Genomic DNA, 15641 nt, shown 5'->3' with positions numbered 1-15641 from the left:
CATGTCGCAAGCTTCAATGCTCAAACGAGCCTTGGTCCTGTTGGGTGAAACCCCATCCTCCGAAGCCGCGCGTCGCTATGGCTTCCGCTTGGCGAAGCAAACGGGCGCCGAACTGGCTGGACTTGCCGGCGTCGACCTGACTTCGATCGAAGCGCCAATGCTCGGAGGCATCGGCACCTCGGCCTATAAGGCCCGACTGGAGGAGCGGTTCACCAGGCAGGCCGTTGACGCCCGCCAGCGGTTGCATGACGCGTTCGAGCTGGAGTGCCGAGGTCACCAGCTGCCTTTTGAATGGCTCTCGTTCGAAGGCGATCCGGCGGCTACGCTCCTCCTCGCGACCGAGACGAGAGACTTGGTGATCACCGGCCATGACACGGCGTTCTGCGGCACCGCCAACATGCGGCTATCTGAAGTGATTGCCAGATTGTTGCTGATAACTCCGCGACCGGTAATTGTCTGTCCGGACGAGCTGCCAGGGGGCAGCGATATTCTGATCGCTTACGACGGCAGCTTCCCCGCCATGCGGGCAGTCCAGATGTTTGTACTTCTTGGAATCGGGTACGGGAAGCGCATCTGCGTAACTTCGATCGACGCAAGTCAGGAGCTGGCTGCCCGTCGGGCGGCTGCAGCGGCGGGGTACCTTCGAAGTCATGGATACGAGGCAGACGCGAATCCGATCAGCTCCCGGACGCATCCTGCAGAGGTCATCAATATTGAAATCGCGGACAGGAGAATAGAATCGCTGGTCATGGGCGCCTATGGGCATCGTGGGTTTCGGGAGGCTCTGTTCGGTTCGACCACCGGCTTCTTGATGGAAAGTCCGCAATGCGTGGTGTTTCTTTACCACTAGCGATTCGGTAGAACGATCCCGACTTCCTCGACACAATCACATTCTTCCCGAACCAAGCGGCATCGTCCAAATGCCGTAGCAGGCGTAGCTCCGAACGCGATTCGTGCCTGAACGAGGCCAGAAGTGGGCTCCTTTCATCATCTGCCGGCGGACGAGGTTCTGAGAGAACTAAGCGTTGAGCGGGAGGGGCTTAGCGAAGCTGAAGCCGCCGAGCGGCTCCGTCACCATGGGCCAAATCGTCTGCCGGAACCGGCATACAATACGCTGCTGGCGGTTTTCGTCGCGCAGTTCCGAAGCCCGTTCATCTACCTTCTGTTCGCTGCGGGTGCGGTAGCGCTGAGCATCGGCCATGTCACGGACGCCGCATTCATCGCTGCGGTGCTGGTGCTCAACGCCGGGATCGGCACATTCCAGGAATGGAGGGCCGAGACGCGAGCGCGCGCGCTCAAGGCTCTCATCAAGGCGAGCGTCAGCGTCTGGCGAGGCGGGACGTTACAGCGATTGCCCAGCGAAGCTCTGGTCCCCGGCGACATCACGCAAGTCGAGAGTGGCGAAAGGATCGCGGCCGACCTTCGCCTCATCGAAGGTCAGAATCTGAGCGTCGATGAAAGCCTGCTTACCGGGGAATCGCTTGCCGTGGTCAAGCGGCCGATGGCCCACGTTGCCGCCGATGCAGGCCTGTCAGATCGCGTGACGATGCTGCATGCCGGCACCACGGTGCAGACCGGACGTGGGCTCGGAGTCGTTGTAGGCACCGGGAGCGGCACGGTCGTTGGCCAGTTGGCGGCGTCGCTCGACAGGCCCGAACCGCAGCCCCCGCTCATCCGGAGGATGGCGCAGTTCACTCGCCAGCTTGGATTTGTGATGGTCGCGGTGGTGGCCCTCATTGCCACGATGGAGGCACTGCGCGGCGTACCTGCCACCGATATCTTGTTGCTGTCGATTGCATTGATCGTCTCGGCCATTCCCGAGGGCCTTCCGGTTGCAATGACCGTTGCTCTATCGATCGCCATGCATCGCATGGGACTGCGCAACGTGGTCGTCCGCCATTTGCCCGCAGTAGAGGGTTTGGGCGCCTGCACTCTCATTGCCACGGACAAGACCGGCACGCTGACGCTCAATCGGCTCACCATTGAGCGGGTCTGGACCGCGGAGCGGGGCGAGGTCTCAACGTCCGATGAATCCGCTCGAGCGATGCTGAGCGCGGGCGCATATGCCAGCGAAATGCCGGCAGGAAGCGGCGAAGTGCTCATCGGTGATGCCGTCGATCTTGCATTCTTTGCTGCAATGACGAGTTCTGGCTCGGCCGCCGTCGGACCCTCAGCGTCCGTCGATCGGCTTCCTTACGAACCGGAGAAGCGGTTTGCCGCCTCCTTCCATGAGGATGGGAACGCACTGGTCGCCTATGTAAAGGGAGCGCCCGAGACCGTCGCCTCCTTCTGTGGGAACGCCGACACCGAGGCATTGGCCGCGGCAGAACGCATGTCAGCCGATGGGTATCGCGTGATAGCTGTCGCAGCAGGGCGCGTTGCACTGCGAGCGGAACACGGCCTGACCGGATTGCGGCTGCTCGGTTTCGCGGGCCTCATCGACCCGCTGCGCCCGGAGGCCAGAGAGGCCATCGGCGCCGCGCAGCGCGCCGGCATCCGAATTGTCATGGTTACAGGTGATCACCCCTTAACGGCGCTCGCCATCGCGCGGCAACTCGGCTTGGCGCATGAGCCGGAAGAGGTCGTGACCGGGGCCGATCTTGCTCGGCTTCGGGATAAGGCACTCGATGATACGATTGCGGCCGCGCGTGTATTCGCAAGAACGGAGCCGCTTCAAAAGCTGACGATCATCGAAAGCTTGCGCCGGCAGAACCATGTCGTAGCCGTTACCGGCGACGGCATCAACGATGCGCCAGCCCTTCACGCGGCAGATATCGGCATCGCGATGGGAAAGGGCGGTACAGACGTGGCGCGAGATGCAGCCGATCTCATTCTCACAGACGACAATTTCGCCTCCATTGTTGCAGGCGTCGAGGAGGGACGGATCGCCTACGACAACGTTCGCAAGGTCATTACGCTCCTCATTTCGACCGGCGCCGCTGAGATTCTGCTGATGCTGCTCTCGACAAGTTTTGGTTTGCCGCCCCCGCTCACCGCAGTACAGCTCCTTTGGCTCAACTTGATCACGAACGGATTGCAGGATGTTGCGCTTGCTTTCGAGAAGGCGGAGCCAGACGTCCTGCAGCGCAGGCCACGCGACGCGAACGCAGCGATTTTCGACGCCCGGATGATAGAACAAGTTGTGCTCAGCGGGGCCGCCATCGGGCTCACTGCTTTCGCGGCATACGCGCTGATGCTGCGCAATGGCGTATCGCATGTGGCGGCTCAAGGTGCCATCCTGTGGCTCTTGGTCTGGTGTGAGAACGCGCACGCTTTCAATTGTCGCTCGGAGGTGCGTTCGGTTTTTCGAATTCCGATTGCTGCCAATCCGTTTCTCGTTGCCGCCGTGATTGGAACACAAGTTCTGCAGCTGGTAGTGCTGGCGATCCCGCCCTTGCGAGAGATGCTCTCGCTCCAGGCGATGACGTGGGCGGACGCACTCCAGTTGGCTGTTGGGGGGCTCGGCGCGCTGGCCGTCATGGAACTCTACAAATGGTCGCGTCGAGCCTCAGATCGCAGGCGGCTCGGCCTCTCTGTGCTGCCTTGAGCGGGCATTGTGTATGGAGCAATCGGCAGATTAAGCGGATCTGCATGTCTGGTCTTTCGAGCGACGAGATATCAAACTATGTGAGGCGACCGCGATCGTTCTTTCTGCGCAAGCGCCGAGCATATTCAAGCCCCCAAGCGAGACCGAGAACGGCGGAAATGACCGAGCCGATGAGAACACCGAATTTGGTCGCGTTTAGGAGATCTGCATCGGCAAAGGCGAGCGTGGCGATGAAGATGGACATGGTGAACCCGATGCCGGCCAGCAGGCCGACCAGACAGACGCCAGCCCAAGAAACGCCGGGTGCCAGCCGACACCAGCCCAGGCGTACTGCAATCCAGCTCGCACCGATCACGCCGAGCGGTTTGCCAATGCACAAGGCCAGTACCACGCCCAGCGTTGCGAACCAGGCTCCGGCGGGAAGCTTGGCGTCGGTGAGCGTGATGCCGGCATTCGCCAAAGCGAACAGAGGCATGACGCCGTAGGCCACCCAAGGATGCAGCGCCGTTTGAACGCGCACGACGGGCGGCAAAATCTCACGATGAGCGATTCGAAGCTGTCGCAGAGGCGACTCCAGTCGATGTGCATCCTTGGTTCTGACGGCATCGCTGCTACGCAGTTCCTCAGCCACGCGAGACACCACTTTCAGCGGATGCTCCCGCATCGGGAGGGACCGTACGGGCGTCATCAGGCCGAGTATCACGCCTGCGAGAGTCGGATGGGCGCCCGCTATGAGAAGCCCGCTCCAGACGATCGCGCCCGGCAAGAGATAGGCGGGGGCGGAACCAACCCCGATCCGCTGCAGCCCCAGAACCATCAGGATGCCCAGCAACACAACGATGAACCCGGCGTATTGGAGACCCTCGGAGTAGAAGAAGGCAATGATCAGCACCGCGATGACGTCGTCGATGATGGCCAGAGCCAGCAGGAAAACTCGTACATTGACGGGGATTGATCGCCCAAGCAGCGCGAGCACGCCCACGGCAAAGGCGATGTCTGTCGCGGTCGGTACAGCCCAGCCGAGTCTGCGCACCGGATCCATATTGAAGCTGATGAAAATGATTGCGGGGACAATGACTCCGCCGAAAGCTGCGACGACCGGCAAGATCGCCTGATCAATCTTGCTCAGCGTACCTTCGTGAATTTCACGCTTGATCTCCATGCCTACGACAAGGAAGAAGATCGCCATCAGTGCATCGTTGATCCAGTGATGCAGCGACCGGGAGAAGACGAAGTTCCCCAGCCCTATCGAGAGCGACTGATCCCAGAGAGCATGATATCCATGTGCGAAGGGGGAATTGGCCCACACCAGCGCGGCGGCCGCCGCGATCAGGAGCATGACGCCGCTGACGGCCTCGACGTGCAAGAAGCGCTGCAACGTGGCGAACGCCTGTTCGGCAATGAGTTGAGCTCGAGGCAGGTCTTCGGCTGGTGGTTGATGGCTCACGGGGGCGCGCTTTCCGCGTGGCGGCCCGACCATCGCTTGACCTGTCGCTGTTGCATACAGCGAACACCCGAACGATGTTGTATACATCGATTGGAATAAGGCAACTAGATTCGAGCGTGCGTCCGCGCAAGCCAAACCGTCCCAAACGTCGCGACCAAAGTGCGCGTCGCCATCGGCTCTTACGACTTGTCCCCGCGGCTCGCCCCTACGGATCCAGCTCCGTATCCCAGTACAGATAGTCGAGCCAGCTGTCGTGCAGGTAGTTCGGCGGGAAGAGACGGCCGTTGCGGTGCAGCTGGTGCACGGTGGGGGCGAACGCGCTCTGGCGCGGAAACATCTTGGCCTGCGCCGGGGTGAGATTGCCCTTGCGAAGGTTACACGGCGAGCACGCCGCGACCACGTTCTCCCAGGTGGTCTGGCCGCCTTTGCTGCGCGGGATGATGTGATCGAAGGTGAGGTCTTCGGGCGAGCCGCAATATTGGCAGGCGAAACGATCGCGCAGGAAGACGTTGAACCGGGTGAAGGCGGGGTGGGTGGTCGGCTTGACGAAGGATTTGAGCGAGACGACGCTCGGCAGCTGCATCTGCAGCGTGGGACTGTGGACCGCCTGATCGTAGTGAGCGACGATATTGACGCGGTCGAGGAACACCGCCTTGATCGCGTCCTGCCACGACCACAACGACAGTGGGTAGTAACTCAGCGGCCGGAAGTCCGCATTCAGCACCAACACCGGCCAACTGCCTTGCGAGACATGTGCGTTCAAGTAACGCTCCCGGCCTCCAATATACGCTGCGAAGCAGCATGTGTTGACATACTACATGCAGCGTGACGGGATTGTGAAGCCCGTTGAGCGACTTATTCAGGCGCAAGCAATGCGGCGGCGGGGTGGCAAAAGCGCTCAAAATGCCGCGATCCGGGGGACGCTCGGAACCGCCAGCCCCGCGTCGTGACCGCCTCCCGCGGCAGCTACTCCCGTACCCGCTCCAGCTTCTGCAGGCACCGCGTCGTGCGCACCTCGGCCGGCATCTCCTCGTCTGGAGAGCTGGTCTCCCAGTTGGTGACGCCGACCTCGCCGACATAGATGTCGCCCTTCGAGTCCAGCGCGATACCATGTGGGGCGAGGAATTTGCCGCTGGCAACACCCGGGCCCTCCTCGCCGCCGAGCCGCGCGATGCGCTTACCCCTGGCGTCCACGATCGACAGCCGCGGGCCGAGATTGGGCACCTTGCGGTTGATGGCCAGGCCGGGGCCGAGCTCGCCGATGACGAAGGTCGGGTTCTTGGGCCCGCCGCAGCAGCACAGCGCACAAGGGCGGTGCAGGTTGTTCCACTGCGCCTCATACTTGCCCTCGCCATTGAACACCTGCACGCGGTGGTTCTCGCGGTCGGCGACATAGACCCAGCCGTCGGCATCGGTGGCGATATTGTGCACGATGTTGAACTGGCCGGGATCGGTGCCCGGCTCGCCCCAGCTTTTGATCAGCTTGCCGTCGGGGGTGAATTTGTGCACGCGCGCATTGCCGTAGCCGTCGGAGACGTAGATCTCGCCCTTCGGCGACAGTGCGGTGTGGGTGCAGCGGTGGAACGGCTCTCCGCTCATGAACGGTGCCGGCTTTGCGGGGATGCCGATCGTCAGCAGCACCTTGCCGTCGGTGGTGCATTTGCGCACCGTGTGATCGCCGTCATCGGTGCAATAGAGGTTGTCGTCGGCATCAATGTGCAGACCATGCGCACGGGAGAACAGTCCCTCGCCCCAGCTGCGCAGGAAATTGCCGTCGCGGTCCAGCACCACCATCGGATGGGCGCCGCGGTTGAAGACGTAGACGCGATCCTTGCTGTCGACCGCGACCGAGGCGACGTCGGTGAGCTGCCAGCCGTCGGGAAGTTTCGCGAAGTTTTCGACGACGCGGTAGCGATGCTCGCCGCTGCCGAGAATGGCTGGCATGGGTGGTCTCTCCTCTTGTCGTTCCGGGGCGCGACGAAGTCGCGAGCCCGGAATCCATTCGGCCGCGGGTCCCGGAGTTTCCATGGATTCCGGGTTCGCGCTGACGCGCGCCCCGGAATGACGATCGTGTCTACGTCCGCCCCAAAATCCCTTCCTCGACCCCCTTGATCTGGAGCGCGAGATATTTCGAGTTGATCCGGCATTGCGCCAGGCTGCCGGCGATGAACCAGAGGCCGGGCTGCTTCGTGCGCGCATACATGTTGCGGAGCTCGAAGCCCTCGCCAAAGCCCCAGATCGGACCGACCCGGTCGGCGACGGCATCGCCGAACAGCTGGTGCACCAGATATTCCTGCGGCTTGTAGCCGGTCGAGAGCACGATCAGGTCGGCGGCAATGATCGAGCCGTCCTTGATCCGCGCGCCCTCGGCAACGAAGCTTTCTATGTCGGAAAACTGCCTGAGCCCGATCTTGCCCTCGACGATCAGGTTGGAGCAGCCGACATTGAAATAATAGCCGCCGCCGCGGGTGAGGTATTTGAACTGCCAGCCGGTGCCGGCTTCGCCGAAGTCGAGCTTGAAGCCGACGCGCGCGAGGCCGTCGAGCAGCTCCTTGTCGAGCTGCTTCGATTGCTCGGTCAGCATCACATGCGTCTTCTTCGCAAGAGGCGTCGGCATCGAGGCCGCGATCAGGTCGTTGTCCTCGAGCGTCCCTTCGTTATAGGTCGCATAGGCGAGTTGCGCAGACGGTTCGATATTGGTGACCAGCGTCGGCGACCGCTGCACCAGCATCACCTCGGCGCCGCTGGAATGAAGATCCTGGGCGACGTCGTGGCCGCTGTTGCCGGTGCCGATGACGATGGCGCGCTTGCCTGTCCAGTTCTCGCCGTCCTCGTAGCGGCTGGAATGCACCAGCGTGCCCTTGAAATTGTCGAGGGTCGGAATGTCAGGCACATTGGCGATGCCGCTGACGCCGGTCGCCATCACCACGTGACGAGGATGCATGGTGCGCTTGCTGCCGTCGGAGCGGCGCAGCGTCACGGTCCAGTAGCCCTTCGCCTCATCATAGGCGCCGCCCTCGAACTCGGTGCCGGTCCAGAAGTTCAACTCCATGGCATCGACATAGGCTTCGAACCAGTTGGCGAGCTTGTCCTTTGGAATATAGGTCGGCCAGCTCGGCGGGAACGGCATGTAGGGCAGATGATTGACCTGCACCTGATTGTGCAGCGTCAGCGCGTGGTAACGCTTGCGCCAATTGTCGCCGATTCGTGCCTCGCGATCGACGATCAGCGTGTCGACCTGTAACTGTTTCAGCCGCGCCGCGATCGCGAGCCCGGCCTGGCCGCCGCCGACCACCAGCACGGCTGGATCGCGGTCGGCATAGTCGCGCGAGGCATTGCGCAGGTCGAGCCAGTTCGGCCCGCGAAAGTCGCGCGAATAGGCCTGGCCGCGCGGGCGCGAGATGCCGAGCTGTTCCTCGAAGCCTTTGAGCTCGTCGAGCGCGGTCAACAACGTCCACGCCTTCAGGCGGTCGCCGTCGGCCGTGTCAGGGACGAGCCTCACGATGCCGCTGCCGCGACCGATCGCGGTCTCGAAGTGGAAGATCGCTTCGATGGTGTTGGTGCCGGCCCGCGTCACCCAGCGCGGCGGCGCCCGGTTCGGAGCGATATTCAAACCAGTCGGCGCCGCCTTGGGTGCGCGCGCCGTCAGCTCCTGCGTGATCGCATCGCGGCCCGCGATTGTCTGCAGGTTCCAGCTCAGCGCCAGCACGTCGCGCCAGAAGCCGTCGGCGAGGAAGAGCGGGTCCAGCGTCGCGGGATCAGGTCTGCCCAGGATGCGCTCGAATTCGTCGAGCCAGCCTTGCGCGGCGATGGAAATATCCTGCGTCCGGTCCAGCATGCGCGACCTCATGGCCGCCTTCGCGGCGTTTCCTCGGAGGGGCAAACGCTATACCGGTTCTCAGGTCGTCGAAAGCGCCTTACCCGAGCAGTGAGAGCATGTGGCCCTGCTCCGGCGGAATGCGGCCCTTCAGAGTGTCGAGATAGACCTGCCGCACCGCCTCGGATCCGCGGCTCTCGACGACGGTCAGGCATCTCTCCAACAGCGGCGCGAAGCCGGACCATGCCGCGCCAAAAGGCTGCTCGATACCACCCGGGCCCCATTCCTTGGCACGCTTGCGGATCTGGTCGGGCGCGAAGAACCAGCGCGGTTTTGCACCGGGCAGCTCGCCTTCGTCGGCCTCGGCGGCACGATGCGTCAAACCGACGCGCACCGAGCATTTCATCTGCGCGCCGAAATGCCGGTGCAGCGCGGCCCGCAGTGCGCTGTTGCCGGCCATGTCGACGAAGGCCACCGGGGCCTCCGTTGGCAACGACGTCACGCGGTCATAGGTGATGACCTCGTCATAACAGCCGAGCGACGTCACGAAGCCCGTGTTTCCAGCCGATGTCAGCCCGACCACTTTGCGCCCGCGCGTGTGCAGCAGATGCGCGAGCCCGAACGCGGTCTTGCTCGAGGCGCTCGACAGCAGCACGGTTCGCGCACTGAAGTCGTCGTTCTCGGTGAAAAAGTCGTCGACCAGGAACGACAGCATGAACAGCGGCCGCAGCAGCGCCTGGTAATCGCCCTGCCGCCCGGCGTAGGCGGGATCGCCGCCGACGCGCGCATAGGCGTTGTAGACCGGCGCTACGCCCTGCCGGTGGGCGGCACCGTCGCGCAAGCCGCGCTTGCTGACGTCGGTCGCCTCGATGACGAGATGCGTCGCCATCGGAAAATAGCCGAACAGGCGATCGCCGAAGGGTACGTTCGGATGTGTTGAGGCGATGACCTCGCCAAAGCCCCATACCGGAATGTTGCCGAAGCCAGTCGGCGCCGGAAACAGCTGCCAGTATTTCAGCTCGTCGCCGAGCACGGCATAGGTGATGTTGTTGGCGGTCAGCGCAAAGCGGTCGACCTTCACCAGCAGGGCGTCCTGCGGCAGCGCATCCGGAAGCGCGGCCGCGACCGTCCTGCAATTTTCGAAATCGTCGCGCGCAACGATGAAATCGGTGGCTGTCATGATGTCGATCCCGGCTCGTGTCCGTGCCGGCATCTCATCGGTTATGGCGTCGTTTGCAACCGCAACATAGTTTTAAACGTTGTTTGTCAGCGTCCCGCTAGGTGCGGTCCGCCCAATAGGGATCGCGCAGCTTGCGCTTGAAGATCTTTCCGGTCGCCTCGCGGGGCAGCGCTTCCAGGAACTGGATCTCCTTCGGTACCTTGAAATTGGCCAATCGTTCGCGCAGAAAAGCCTGCACCGCGGTGGCGGAGAGCTTTTCGGGCAAGTCGGGCTCGATGCAGGCGCACAGTCGCTCGCCATATTCCGCGTCCGGGATGCCGAACACGGCGCAATCGCGGACGCCGGGCATGGTGATCAGCACGTTCTCGATCTCGGCAGGATAGATGTTGACGCCGCCCGAGATCACCATGTCGCGCTTGCGGTCGCACAGGAACAGATAGCCGTCCTCGTCGAGATAGCCGACATCGCCGACGCTGACGAGACCGTCGCGCCCGGCCTCGGCGCGCGCCTGCGCCTTGCCGTGATAGTCGAAATCGGGCACCGCGCTCTGGCGCATGTAGATCTCGCCGATCTCATTGGCGCCGCAGAGGCTGCCGTCCTCGCGGAAGATCCTGACGATGCCGCCTTCGATGGCGCGGCCGACCGTGCCGGGCTTCCTCAGCGCCTCTTCGGCCGAGTGCCAGACCGGGATGCCGGTCTCGGTCGAGCCGAAATATTCGTTGATGACCGGTCCCCACCACTCGATCATGGCCCGCTTCACCTCGGGCGGGCAGGGCGCCGCGCCGTGCACGACGAAGCGCAGCGACGACAGGTCGTAACGCTGCCTGACGGCCTCGGGCAGGCGCAACAGGCGGACGAACATGGTCGGCACCATGTGGATGTGCGTCACACGGTGGCGTTCGATCAGAGCCAGCAGTTCCTCGGCGTCGAATCGCGGCTGGAGCACGATGGTGCAGCCGTTGCGAAAGGCCATCATGCCATAGGAATGCGGCGCCGAGTGATACATCGGCCCGTTGATCAGCACGACCTGGCCCTCGCGCGGCTTGATGCCGTAGGTGATCCCGCCGACCCTTTCGGAAGCGGCGGCCTGCTCGGGCCGCATCGGCATGCGCCGCACGCCCTTCGGCATACCCGTCGTCCCCGAGGTGTAGATCATTGCCGCGGCCCGGCGCGGCGGCTCCTGCGATTCCGGATGGCCGTCGCGCCAGCGGTCCCAATCCATCGATCCCGTCGGGACGTCCGTCAGATCGGGGGGAATTGCGAAGGTCGCCGCGAGCTCGGGCGGGGTTGCGACGACGAGCAGGCGGACATCGTCCGGAATGCCGCCGCGAATCTGCGGCAGCAGATCGGCGTGGCAGACCAGGATCCTGGCGCCGCTGTCGGTCAGGATGTAACGGACCTCCTCGGCCTTGAGGTGCCAGTTGATCGGCACCACCGGGCTGCCCAACGCGGCCGAGGCCGCAACCACCTCGAACAGGGCGAAGTCGTTGCGCAGCATCATCGCGACCGGCGCGCCTTCGGCAACGCCGAGCGTGTGCAGGCCGCTCGCGGCGCGTTTGATGCGCGCCTGGATCTCGTCATAGCCGATCCGGCGTTCGCCGCTGATGATCATGGTCCGTCCCTGTTGCACTGGAGTCAGCGATCGTCGAGCACGTCGCCGAAGCCCACCCAGCTCTTGCCGTTGAAGCGCCGGAGCTGAAGCTGCTGGAACGGCAGATAGTCGTCTGGCCCGGTCGAAACGGTGATGCCCGGCAGCAGCAGCGGCAGCTTCACGTCCTTCAACGAGGCCGCCTGGCGCATGATGTTTTCGCGGCTGAAATCACCCTTGCAGGCCTTCAGCACGGTCATGAGCAGCGTTGCGTAGTGGTAGCCGGCCCCGTAATTGGAGTTGGAGAGGTCGGCGTTCGGCATGTATTGCTTCATGAAGGCGAAGTACTCCTTCACGCCGGGATCGTTGGCCCATTGCGGGTCCATCGTGTCCTTCTGGTTGCTCGACGAGATCAGGCCGACGGCGTTGTCGAGCCCCGCCGGCTCCAGGAATGAGATCGACGAGGCCGACGTCGGCACGAAGAACAGCTCGGGCTTCCAACCGATCTCGGCGACGCCCTTGATCATCTGCGAAGTGAACTTGCCGAGCACGACGCCGAACAGCACGTCGGCGCCCGATGCCTTCAGGGTCGAGAGCTGCGAGCTGATCGTCGGTGCGCTGGTCTCGTAGGTCTGCTCGGCGATGATCATGCTGGCGGCCTTGTCGCCGAGCGCGCGCTTGAAGCCGGCGACATAGTCGCGGCCGAAATCGTCGTTCTGGGACAGGATGGCGATCTTGGCGCCCGGCTTGGTGCGCAGCACGTGCTTGGCATAGACCACGCCCTCGGACTCGTAAGCGGCCATGCCGGGCATGGTCCACGGATATTTCTGCGGTTCGGCCCATTTCGTCGCGCCGGAGAGCACGAACAGCTGCGGCACCTTCTTGCCGTTGAGGTAGCGCTGCACGGCGCTGTTGGTGGCGGTGCCGAGCGAGCCGAACATCATCAGCACCTCGTCCTGCTCGACCAGCTTGCGGGTCTGCTCCACCGTCTTCGGCGGCGAGTAGGCGTCGTCCAGCGTGATGAACTTGACCTTGCGGCCGTTGATGCCGCCCTCGGCATTGATCTTCTCGAAGAACGCCTCCTGGGTCCGTCCGATCGCCCCGAAGCCGGATGCCGGACCGCTATAGGGCAGGGTCTGCCCGATCCGGATCTCGTCGGTTCCCTCGGCATGGGCGCTCCCGCTGGCGAGGGCCAGCAGGGACAGACCAATCAATGCGGCTGCCAGCTTCATGATGTCCTCCCGTGTTTTATTGCAAGTCCGAAACGTCACGCGCTCGCGCGCATCAGAAATTCGTGCCTCGCCTGATCGAATTCACCCTTCATGCGGTCGACGAGCTCGGCGACCGGGGGGACGTCGGTGATCTGGCCGATGCCCTGGCCCGATCCCCAGATGTCGCGCCATGCCTTCGATTTCATGTTGCCGCCGGAGCCGAAATTCATCTTCGACTTGTCGGCGGCGGGGAGATTGTCCGGGTCCAGTCCGGCGGCGGCGATGGAAGGGCCGAGATAGTTGCCGTGCACGCCGGTGAACAGGTTGGTGTAGACGATGTCGTGCGCGGCATGCTGCGTCAGCGCGGACTTGTAGGCCTCGTCCGCGTTGGCTTCCTGCGTCGCGATGAAGCGGGTGCCCATATAGGCGAGGTCGGCGCCCAGCGTCAGCGCGGAGGCGATGCCGAATCCGTCGCTGATCGCGCCCGAGAGAAGGATCGCGCCGCCGAACCATTGCTTGACCTCGCGCACCAGCGCGAAGGGCGACAGCGTGCCGGCGTGTCCGCCCGCACCGGCGCAGACCAGGATCAGCCCGTCGACGCCCTGCTCGGCGGCCTTGCGCGCGTGCTTGACGTTGATGACGTCGTGGAACACCAGACCGCCATAGGAGTGCGCGGCCTCGACGATCTCCGCCGGCGGCCGCAACGAGGTGATGATGATGGGCGCCTTGTGCTTTACGCAGATCTCCATGTCCTTCATCAGCCGGTCGTTGGAGGCATGGCAGATCTGGTTGACGGCGTAGGGCGCAACCTTCTTGCCGGGATTGCGCGATCTGTATTCGCCGAGCTCGTCCTCGATGCGGCTCAGCCACTCGTCCAGCTTCTCGACAGGACGGGCATTGAGCGCGGGAAACGAGCCGACAACGCCCGCCTTGCACTGGGCGATCACCAGTTCCGGTCCGGACACGATGAAGAGGGGCGAGCCGACCACGGGCAGCTCGAGTGAATCCTTCAAGAGAGTGGGCAGCGCCATCATGTCCTCCTGAAACGCGAGCCCGCCGGCGGGCGGATGCGAGGCGTTTCCCTGTTGATTGTCGCGCGGGCGGATTGCCGCCCGCGTTCGCGGATTTGATCCCACTATAAGGTTGGACGGCGCGCTCCGGCCGTTCAATAATGAACGGATCATCATTCAGATATGAACAGGGCGCCCGATGGACTGGGACTTTTGCAAGACCTTCGTCGCAGTGGCCGATACAGGCAGCTTCACCGCCGCCGCCCGCCGGCTGCACACCAGCCATCCCACCGTCAGCCGCAAGATCGCGGCGCTGGAAGCTCAGCTCGGCACCCGACTGGTGGCGCGCGCCGCCGACGGCCTGGCGCTGACCGCGGATGGACGGACGCTGCGCGAGCACGCCGAGGCAATGGCGGCCGCAGCGCTACGGGCCGAGACCGCGGTCGCGGCGGGAGGACACAAGGCGCGCGGCATCGTCAAGCTGTCGATCGGCGCGACGCTGGCCTCGCATTGGCTGATGCCGCGCTTGCCGGCCTTCCTGCGTGCGCACGATCATATCCAGCTGGAGATCATCACCCATCCGTTTCCGGCGAGCGTCCGCCGGCGTGAGGCGGATGTGGTGCTGCGGCCCTTCGACAGCGGCGAGGAAAACCTGGTCGGTCGCAAGATCGGCCGTCTCGGCACGGGATTCTATGCCTCGCGCGATTATGCCGCCGGGCGGCCCTTGCCTGAACGGCGCGGCGATTGGAAGGAGCACAGCGTCATCGGCTTCGCCGACCAGGCATCCAATGCGCAGCTTGCGCGCTGGAGCGACGTCGTCACGCGGCAGGCGAGGGTGGTGATGCGCTGCTCATCCCAGGGGGACATGCTGGCGGCGGTCCGCGCCGGGATCGGAATTTCCGCGCTCTCGTGCTTCGTCGCCGAAGCCTATTCCGATCTCGTGCGCGTCGCCCCGCAGAAGCTCGCCAGCGTCGCGGATCTATGGCTGCTGGCCCATCCCGACCTCGTCGAGCTTCCGGCGGTGCGCGCCGTGGTCGACTTCGTCGCCGAATGCGCCCGGGCCGACCGCGCGAGGCTGCGCGGTTAGCCCGATCCCGCGAGCACGCCCTCGCGCTTCTTCACTGCACGATAGTAGCCCCACCACAGATGCGCGGCCGCGCCGCGCAGCGGACGCCAGGGTTCGGCGAGCGGCGCCATCTGCTTCTCGGTCGGCCGCGCCTTCAGACCGAGCCCGATACGGATGCCCTCCTGCACGGCGAGGTCGCCGGCCGGCCAGGCATCGCCATGGCCGAGGCAAAACAGGAGATAGACGTCGGCGGTCCAGGGGCCGATACCGGGCAGCGCGATCAGCGTGTGATGGGCGGCATCGGCATCTTCCTCCGCGAGCACGTCGAGGTTCAGCCGCTCGGCGGCGATCTCGCGCGCCAGATGCTTCAGCGTCTTGATCTTCGCGGCGGAGAGGCCGAGCCGCCCCAGCCGGTCGGTGCGGGCGCGGCGCACAGCGTCATGGTCGAACGGATCGAACGCGGCCGACAGCCGCCCCCATATCGCCGCGGCGCTCGCGGTTGAGAGCTGCTGTCCGCAGACGATGTGCGCAAGGCCGGTAAAGCCCGGCTCGCGCCGCCGCAGCGCCGGCATGCCCGCGATCTCGAGCACGGGCTTGAGGCGCGGATCGCGCTTGATCAGCGCGTGAACGGCCTCTTCGAGATCGGACTGGGTTTCGAGGTGGATGGTCATGATGGTCCGACAAGCTCTCCGACGTCATGGCCGGGCTTGTCCCGGCCATCCACGTCTTTCTAACCGTGACGTATTGTCTAGCATGAGCGGTGGTTGTGGTGTTT

Annotated in this window: 12 protein-coding genes; 3 read left to right on the top strand and 9 right to left on the bottom strand. The window is 64.0% G+C overall.

The window, feature by feature from the left end:
* Positions 1 to 16 precede the first annotated feature (16 nt).
* Complete coding sequence (locus EDE08_RS13800) at positions 17 to 850, top strand: universal stress protein (protein WP_131868956.1); 834 nt, start codon at positions 17 to 19, stop codon at positions 848 to 850.
* A gap of 123 nt (positions 851 to 973) precedes the next feature.
* The gene (locus EDE08_RS13795) at positions 974 to 3547 is read left to right on the top strand and encodes a cation-translocating P-type ATPase (RefSeq protein WP_131868957.1); all 2574 of its coding nucleotides are present in this window, start codon (positions 974 to 976) and stop codon (positions 3545 to 3547) included.
* Positions 3548 to 3623: 76 nt separating this feature from the next.
* Here the strand turns inward: EDE08_RS13795 and nhaA are convergent, their stop codons facing one another.
* The 8 genes from nhaA to EDE08_RS13755 form a co-directional block, all read right to left on the bottom strand.
* Complete coding sequence (nhaA, locus tag EDE08_RS13790; protein WP_131868958.1) at positions 3624 to 5027, bottom strand: Na+/H+ antiporter NhaA; 1404 nt, start codon at positions 5025 to 5027, stop codon at positions 3624 to 3626.
* 172 nt (positions 5028 to 5199) lie between these two features.
* Entirely contained in the window at positions 5200 to 5757 is a 558-nt protein-coding gene (locus tag EDE08_RS13785; protein ID WP_008142962.1) for an HNH endonuclease, read from the bottom strand.
* Positions 5758 to 5960: 203 nt separating this feature from the next.
* Positions 5961 to 6938, bottom strand: a complete 978-nt coding sequence (locus EDE08_RS13780; protein WP_131868959.1) for a peptidyl-alpha-hydroxyglycine alpha-amidating lyase family protein — start codon at positions 6936 to 6938, stop codon at positions 5961 to 5963.
* A 130-nt stretch (positions 6939 to 7068) separates the two neighbouring features.
* On the bottom strand, positions 7069 to 8832 hold the full coding sequence (locus EDE08_RS13775; RefSeq protein ID WP_131868960.1) for a flavin-containing monooxygenase: 1764 nt from the start codon (positions 8830 to 8832) through the stop codon (positions 7069 to 7071).
* 79 nt (positions 8833 to 8911) lie between these two features.
* Positions 8912 to 9991 carry a DUF2855 family protein gene (locus EDE08_RS13770; RefSeq protein ID WP_131868961.1) on the bottom strand — a complete coding sequence of 360 codons (1080 nt, stop codon included), beginning with the start codon at positions 9989 to 9991 and terminating at the stop codon, positions 8912 to 8914.
* Between the two features lie 97 nt (positions 9992 to 10088).
* A complete protein-coding gene (locus tag EDE08_RS13765) occupies positions 10089 to 11663 on the bottom strand; it encodes an acyl-CoA synthetase (RefSeq protein ID WP_502700598.1) in 1575 nt (524 codons plus the stop codon).
* Positions 11627 to 12811: an ABC transporter substrate-binding protein gene (locus EDE08_RS13760; protein ID WP_131868963.1), complete on the bottom strand. Its 1185-nt coding sequence runs from the start codon at positions 12809 to 12811 to the stop codon at positions 11627 to 11629. The genes EDE08_RS13765 and EDE08_RS13760 overlap by 37 nt, the downstream gene beginning before the upstream one ends.
* Before the next feature lie 35 nt (positions 12812 to 12846).
* Positions 12847 to 13821 (bottom strand): NAD(P)H-dependent flavin oxidoreductase, encoded by a 975-nt coding sequence (locus EDE08_RS13755; protein WP_131868964.1) that lies wholly within the window; start codon positions 13819 to 13821, stop codon positions 12847 to 12849.
* A 178-nt stretch (positions 13822 to 13999) separates the two neighbouring features.
* Here EDE08_RS13755 and EDE08_RS13750 point away from each other — a divergent pair, with 178 nt between their 5' ends.
* Positions 14000 to 14887 (top strand): LysR family transcriptional regulator, encoded by an 888-nt coding sequence (locus EDE08_RS13750; RefSeq protein WP_131868965.1) that lies wholly within the window; start codon positions 14000 to 14002, stop codon positions 14885 to 14887.
* On the opposite strand, the gene EDE08_RS13745 is transcribed toward EDE08_RS13750, so the two are convergent.
* A complete protein-coding gene (locus EDE08_RS13745) occupies positions 14884 to 15537 on the bottom strand; it encodes a DNA-3-methyladenine glycosylase family protein (RefSeq protein ID WP_131868966.1) in 654 nt (217 codons plus the stop codon). The two genes, EDE08_RS13750 and EDE08_RS13745, sit on opposite strands and share 4 nt — an antisense overlap.
* Positions 15538 to 15641 lie beyond the last annotated feature (104 nt).

The sequence above is a fragment of the Bradyrhizobium sp. R2.2-H genome (assembly GCF_004346455.1).
GTDB classification, from domain to species: Bacteria; Pseudomonadota; Alphaproteobacteria; order Rhizobiales; family Xanthobacteraceae; genus Bradyrhizobium; species Bradyrhizobium diversitatis.
This window is presented reverse-complemented; position numbering and strand designations above follow the sequence as displayed.

Bases quoted from the DNA above. Each gene is read 5' to 3' on its own strand.
- EDE08_RS13800 (WP_131868956.1), top strand. From the start codon at position 17: ATGCTCAAACGAGCCTTGGTCCTGTTGGGTGAAACCCCATCCTCCGAA.
- nhaA (WP_131868958.1), bottom strand. From the start codon at position 5,027: ATGGTCGGGCCGCCACGCGGAAAGCGCGCCCCCGTGAGCCATCAACCA.
- EDE08_RS13780 (WP_131868959.1), bottom strand. From the start codon at position 6,938: ATGCCAGCCATTCTCGGCAGCGGCGAGCATCGCTACCGCGTCGTCGAA.
- EDE08_RS13775 (WP_131868960.1), bottom strand. From the start codon at position 8,832: ATGCTGGACCGGACGCAGGATATTTCCATCGCCGCGCAAGGCTGGCTC.
- EDE08_RS13770 (WP_131868961.1), bottom strand. From the start codon at position 9,991: ATGACAGCCACCGATTTCATCGTTGCGCGCGACGATTTCGAAAATTGC.
- EDE08_RS13760 (WP_131868963.1), bottom strand. From the start codon at position 12,811: ATGAAGCTGGCAGCCGCATTGATTGGTCTGTCCCTGCTGGCCCTCGCC.
- EDE08_RS13755 (WP_131868964.1), bottom strand. From the start codon at position 13,821: ATGGCGCTGCCCACTCTCTTGAAGGATTCACTCGAGCTGCCCGTGGTC.
- EDE08_RS13750 (WP_131868965.1), top strand. From the start codon at position 14,000: ATGGACTGGGACTTTTGCAAGACCTTCGTCGCAGTGGCCGATACAGGC.
- EDE08_RS13745 (WP_131868966.1), bottom strand. From the start codon at position 15,537: ATGACCATCCACCTCGAAACCCAGTCCGATCTCGAAGAGGCCGTTCAC.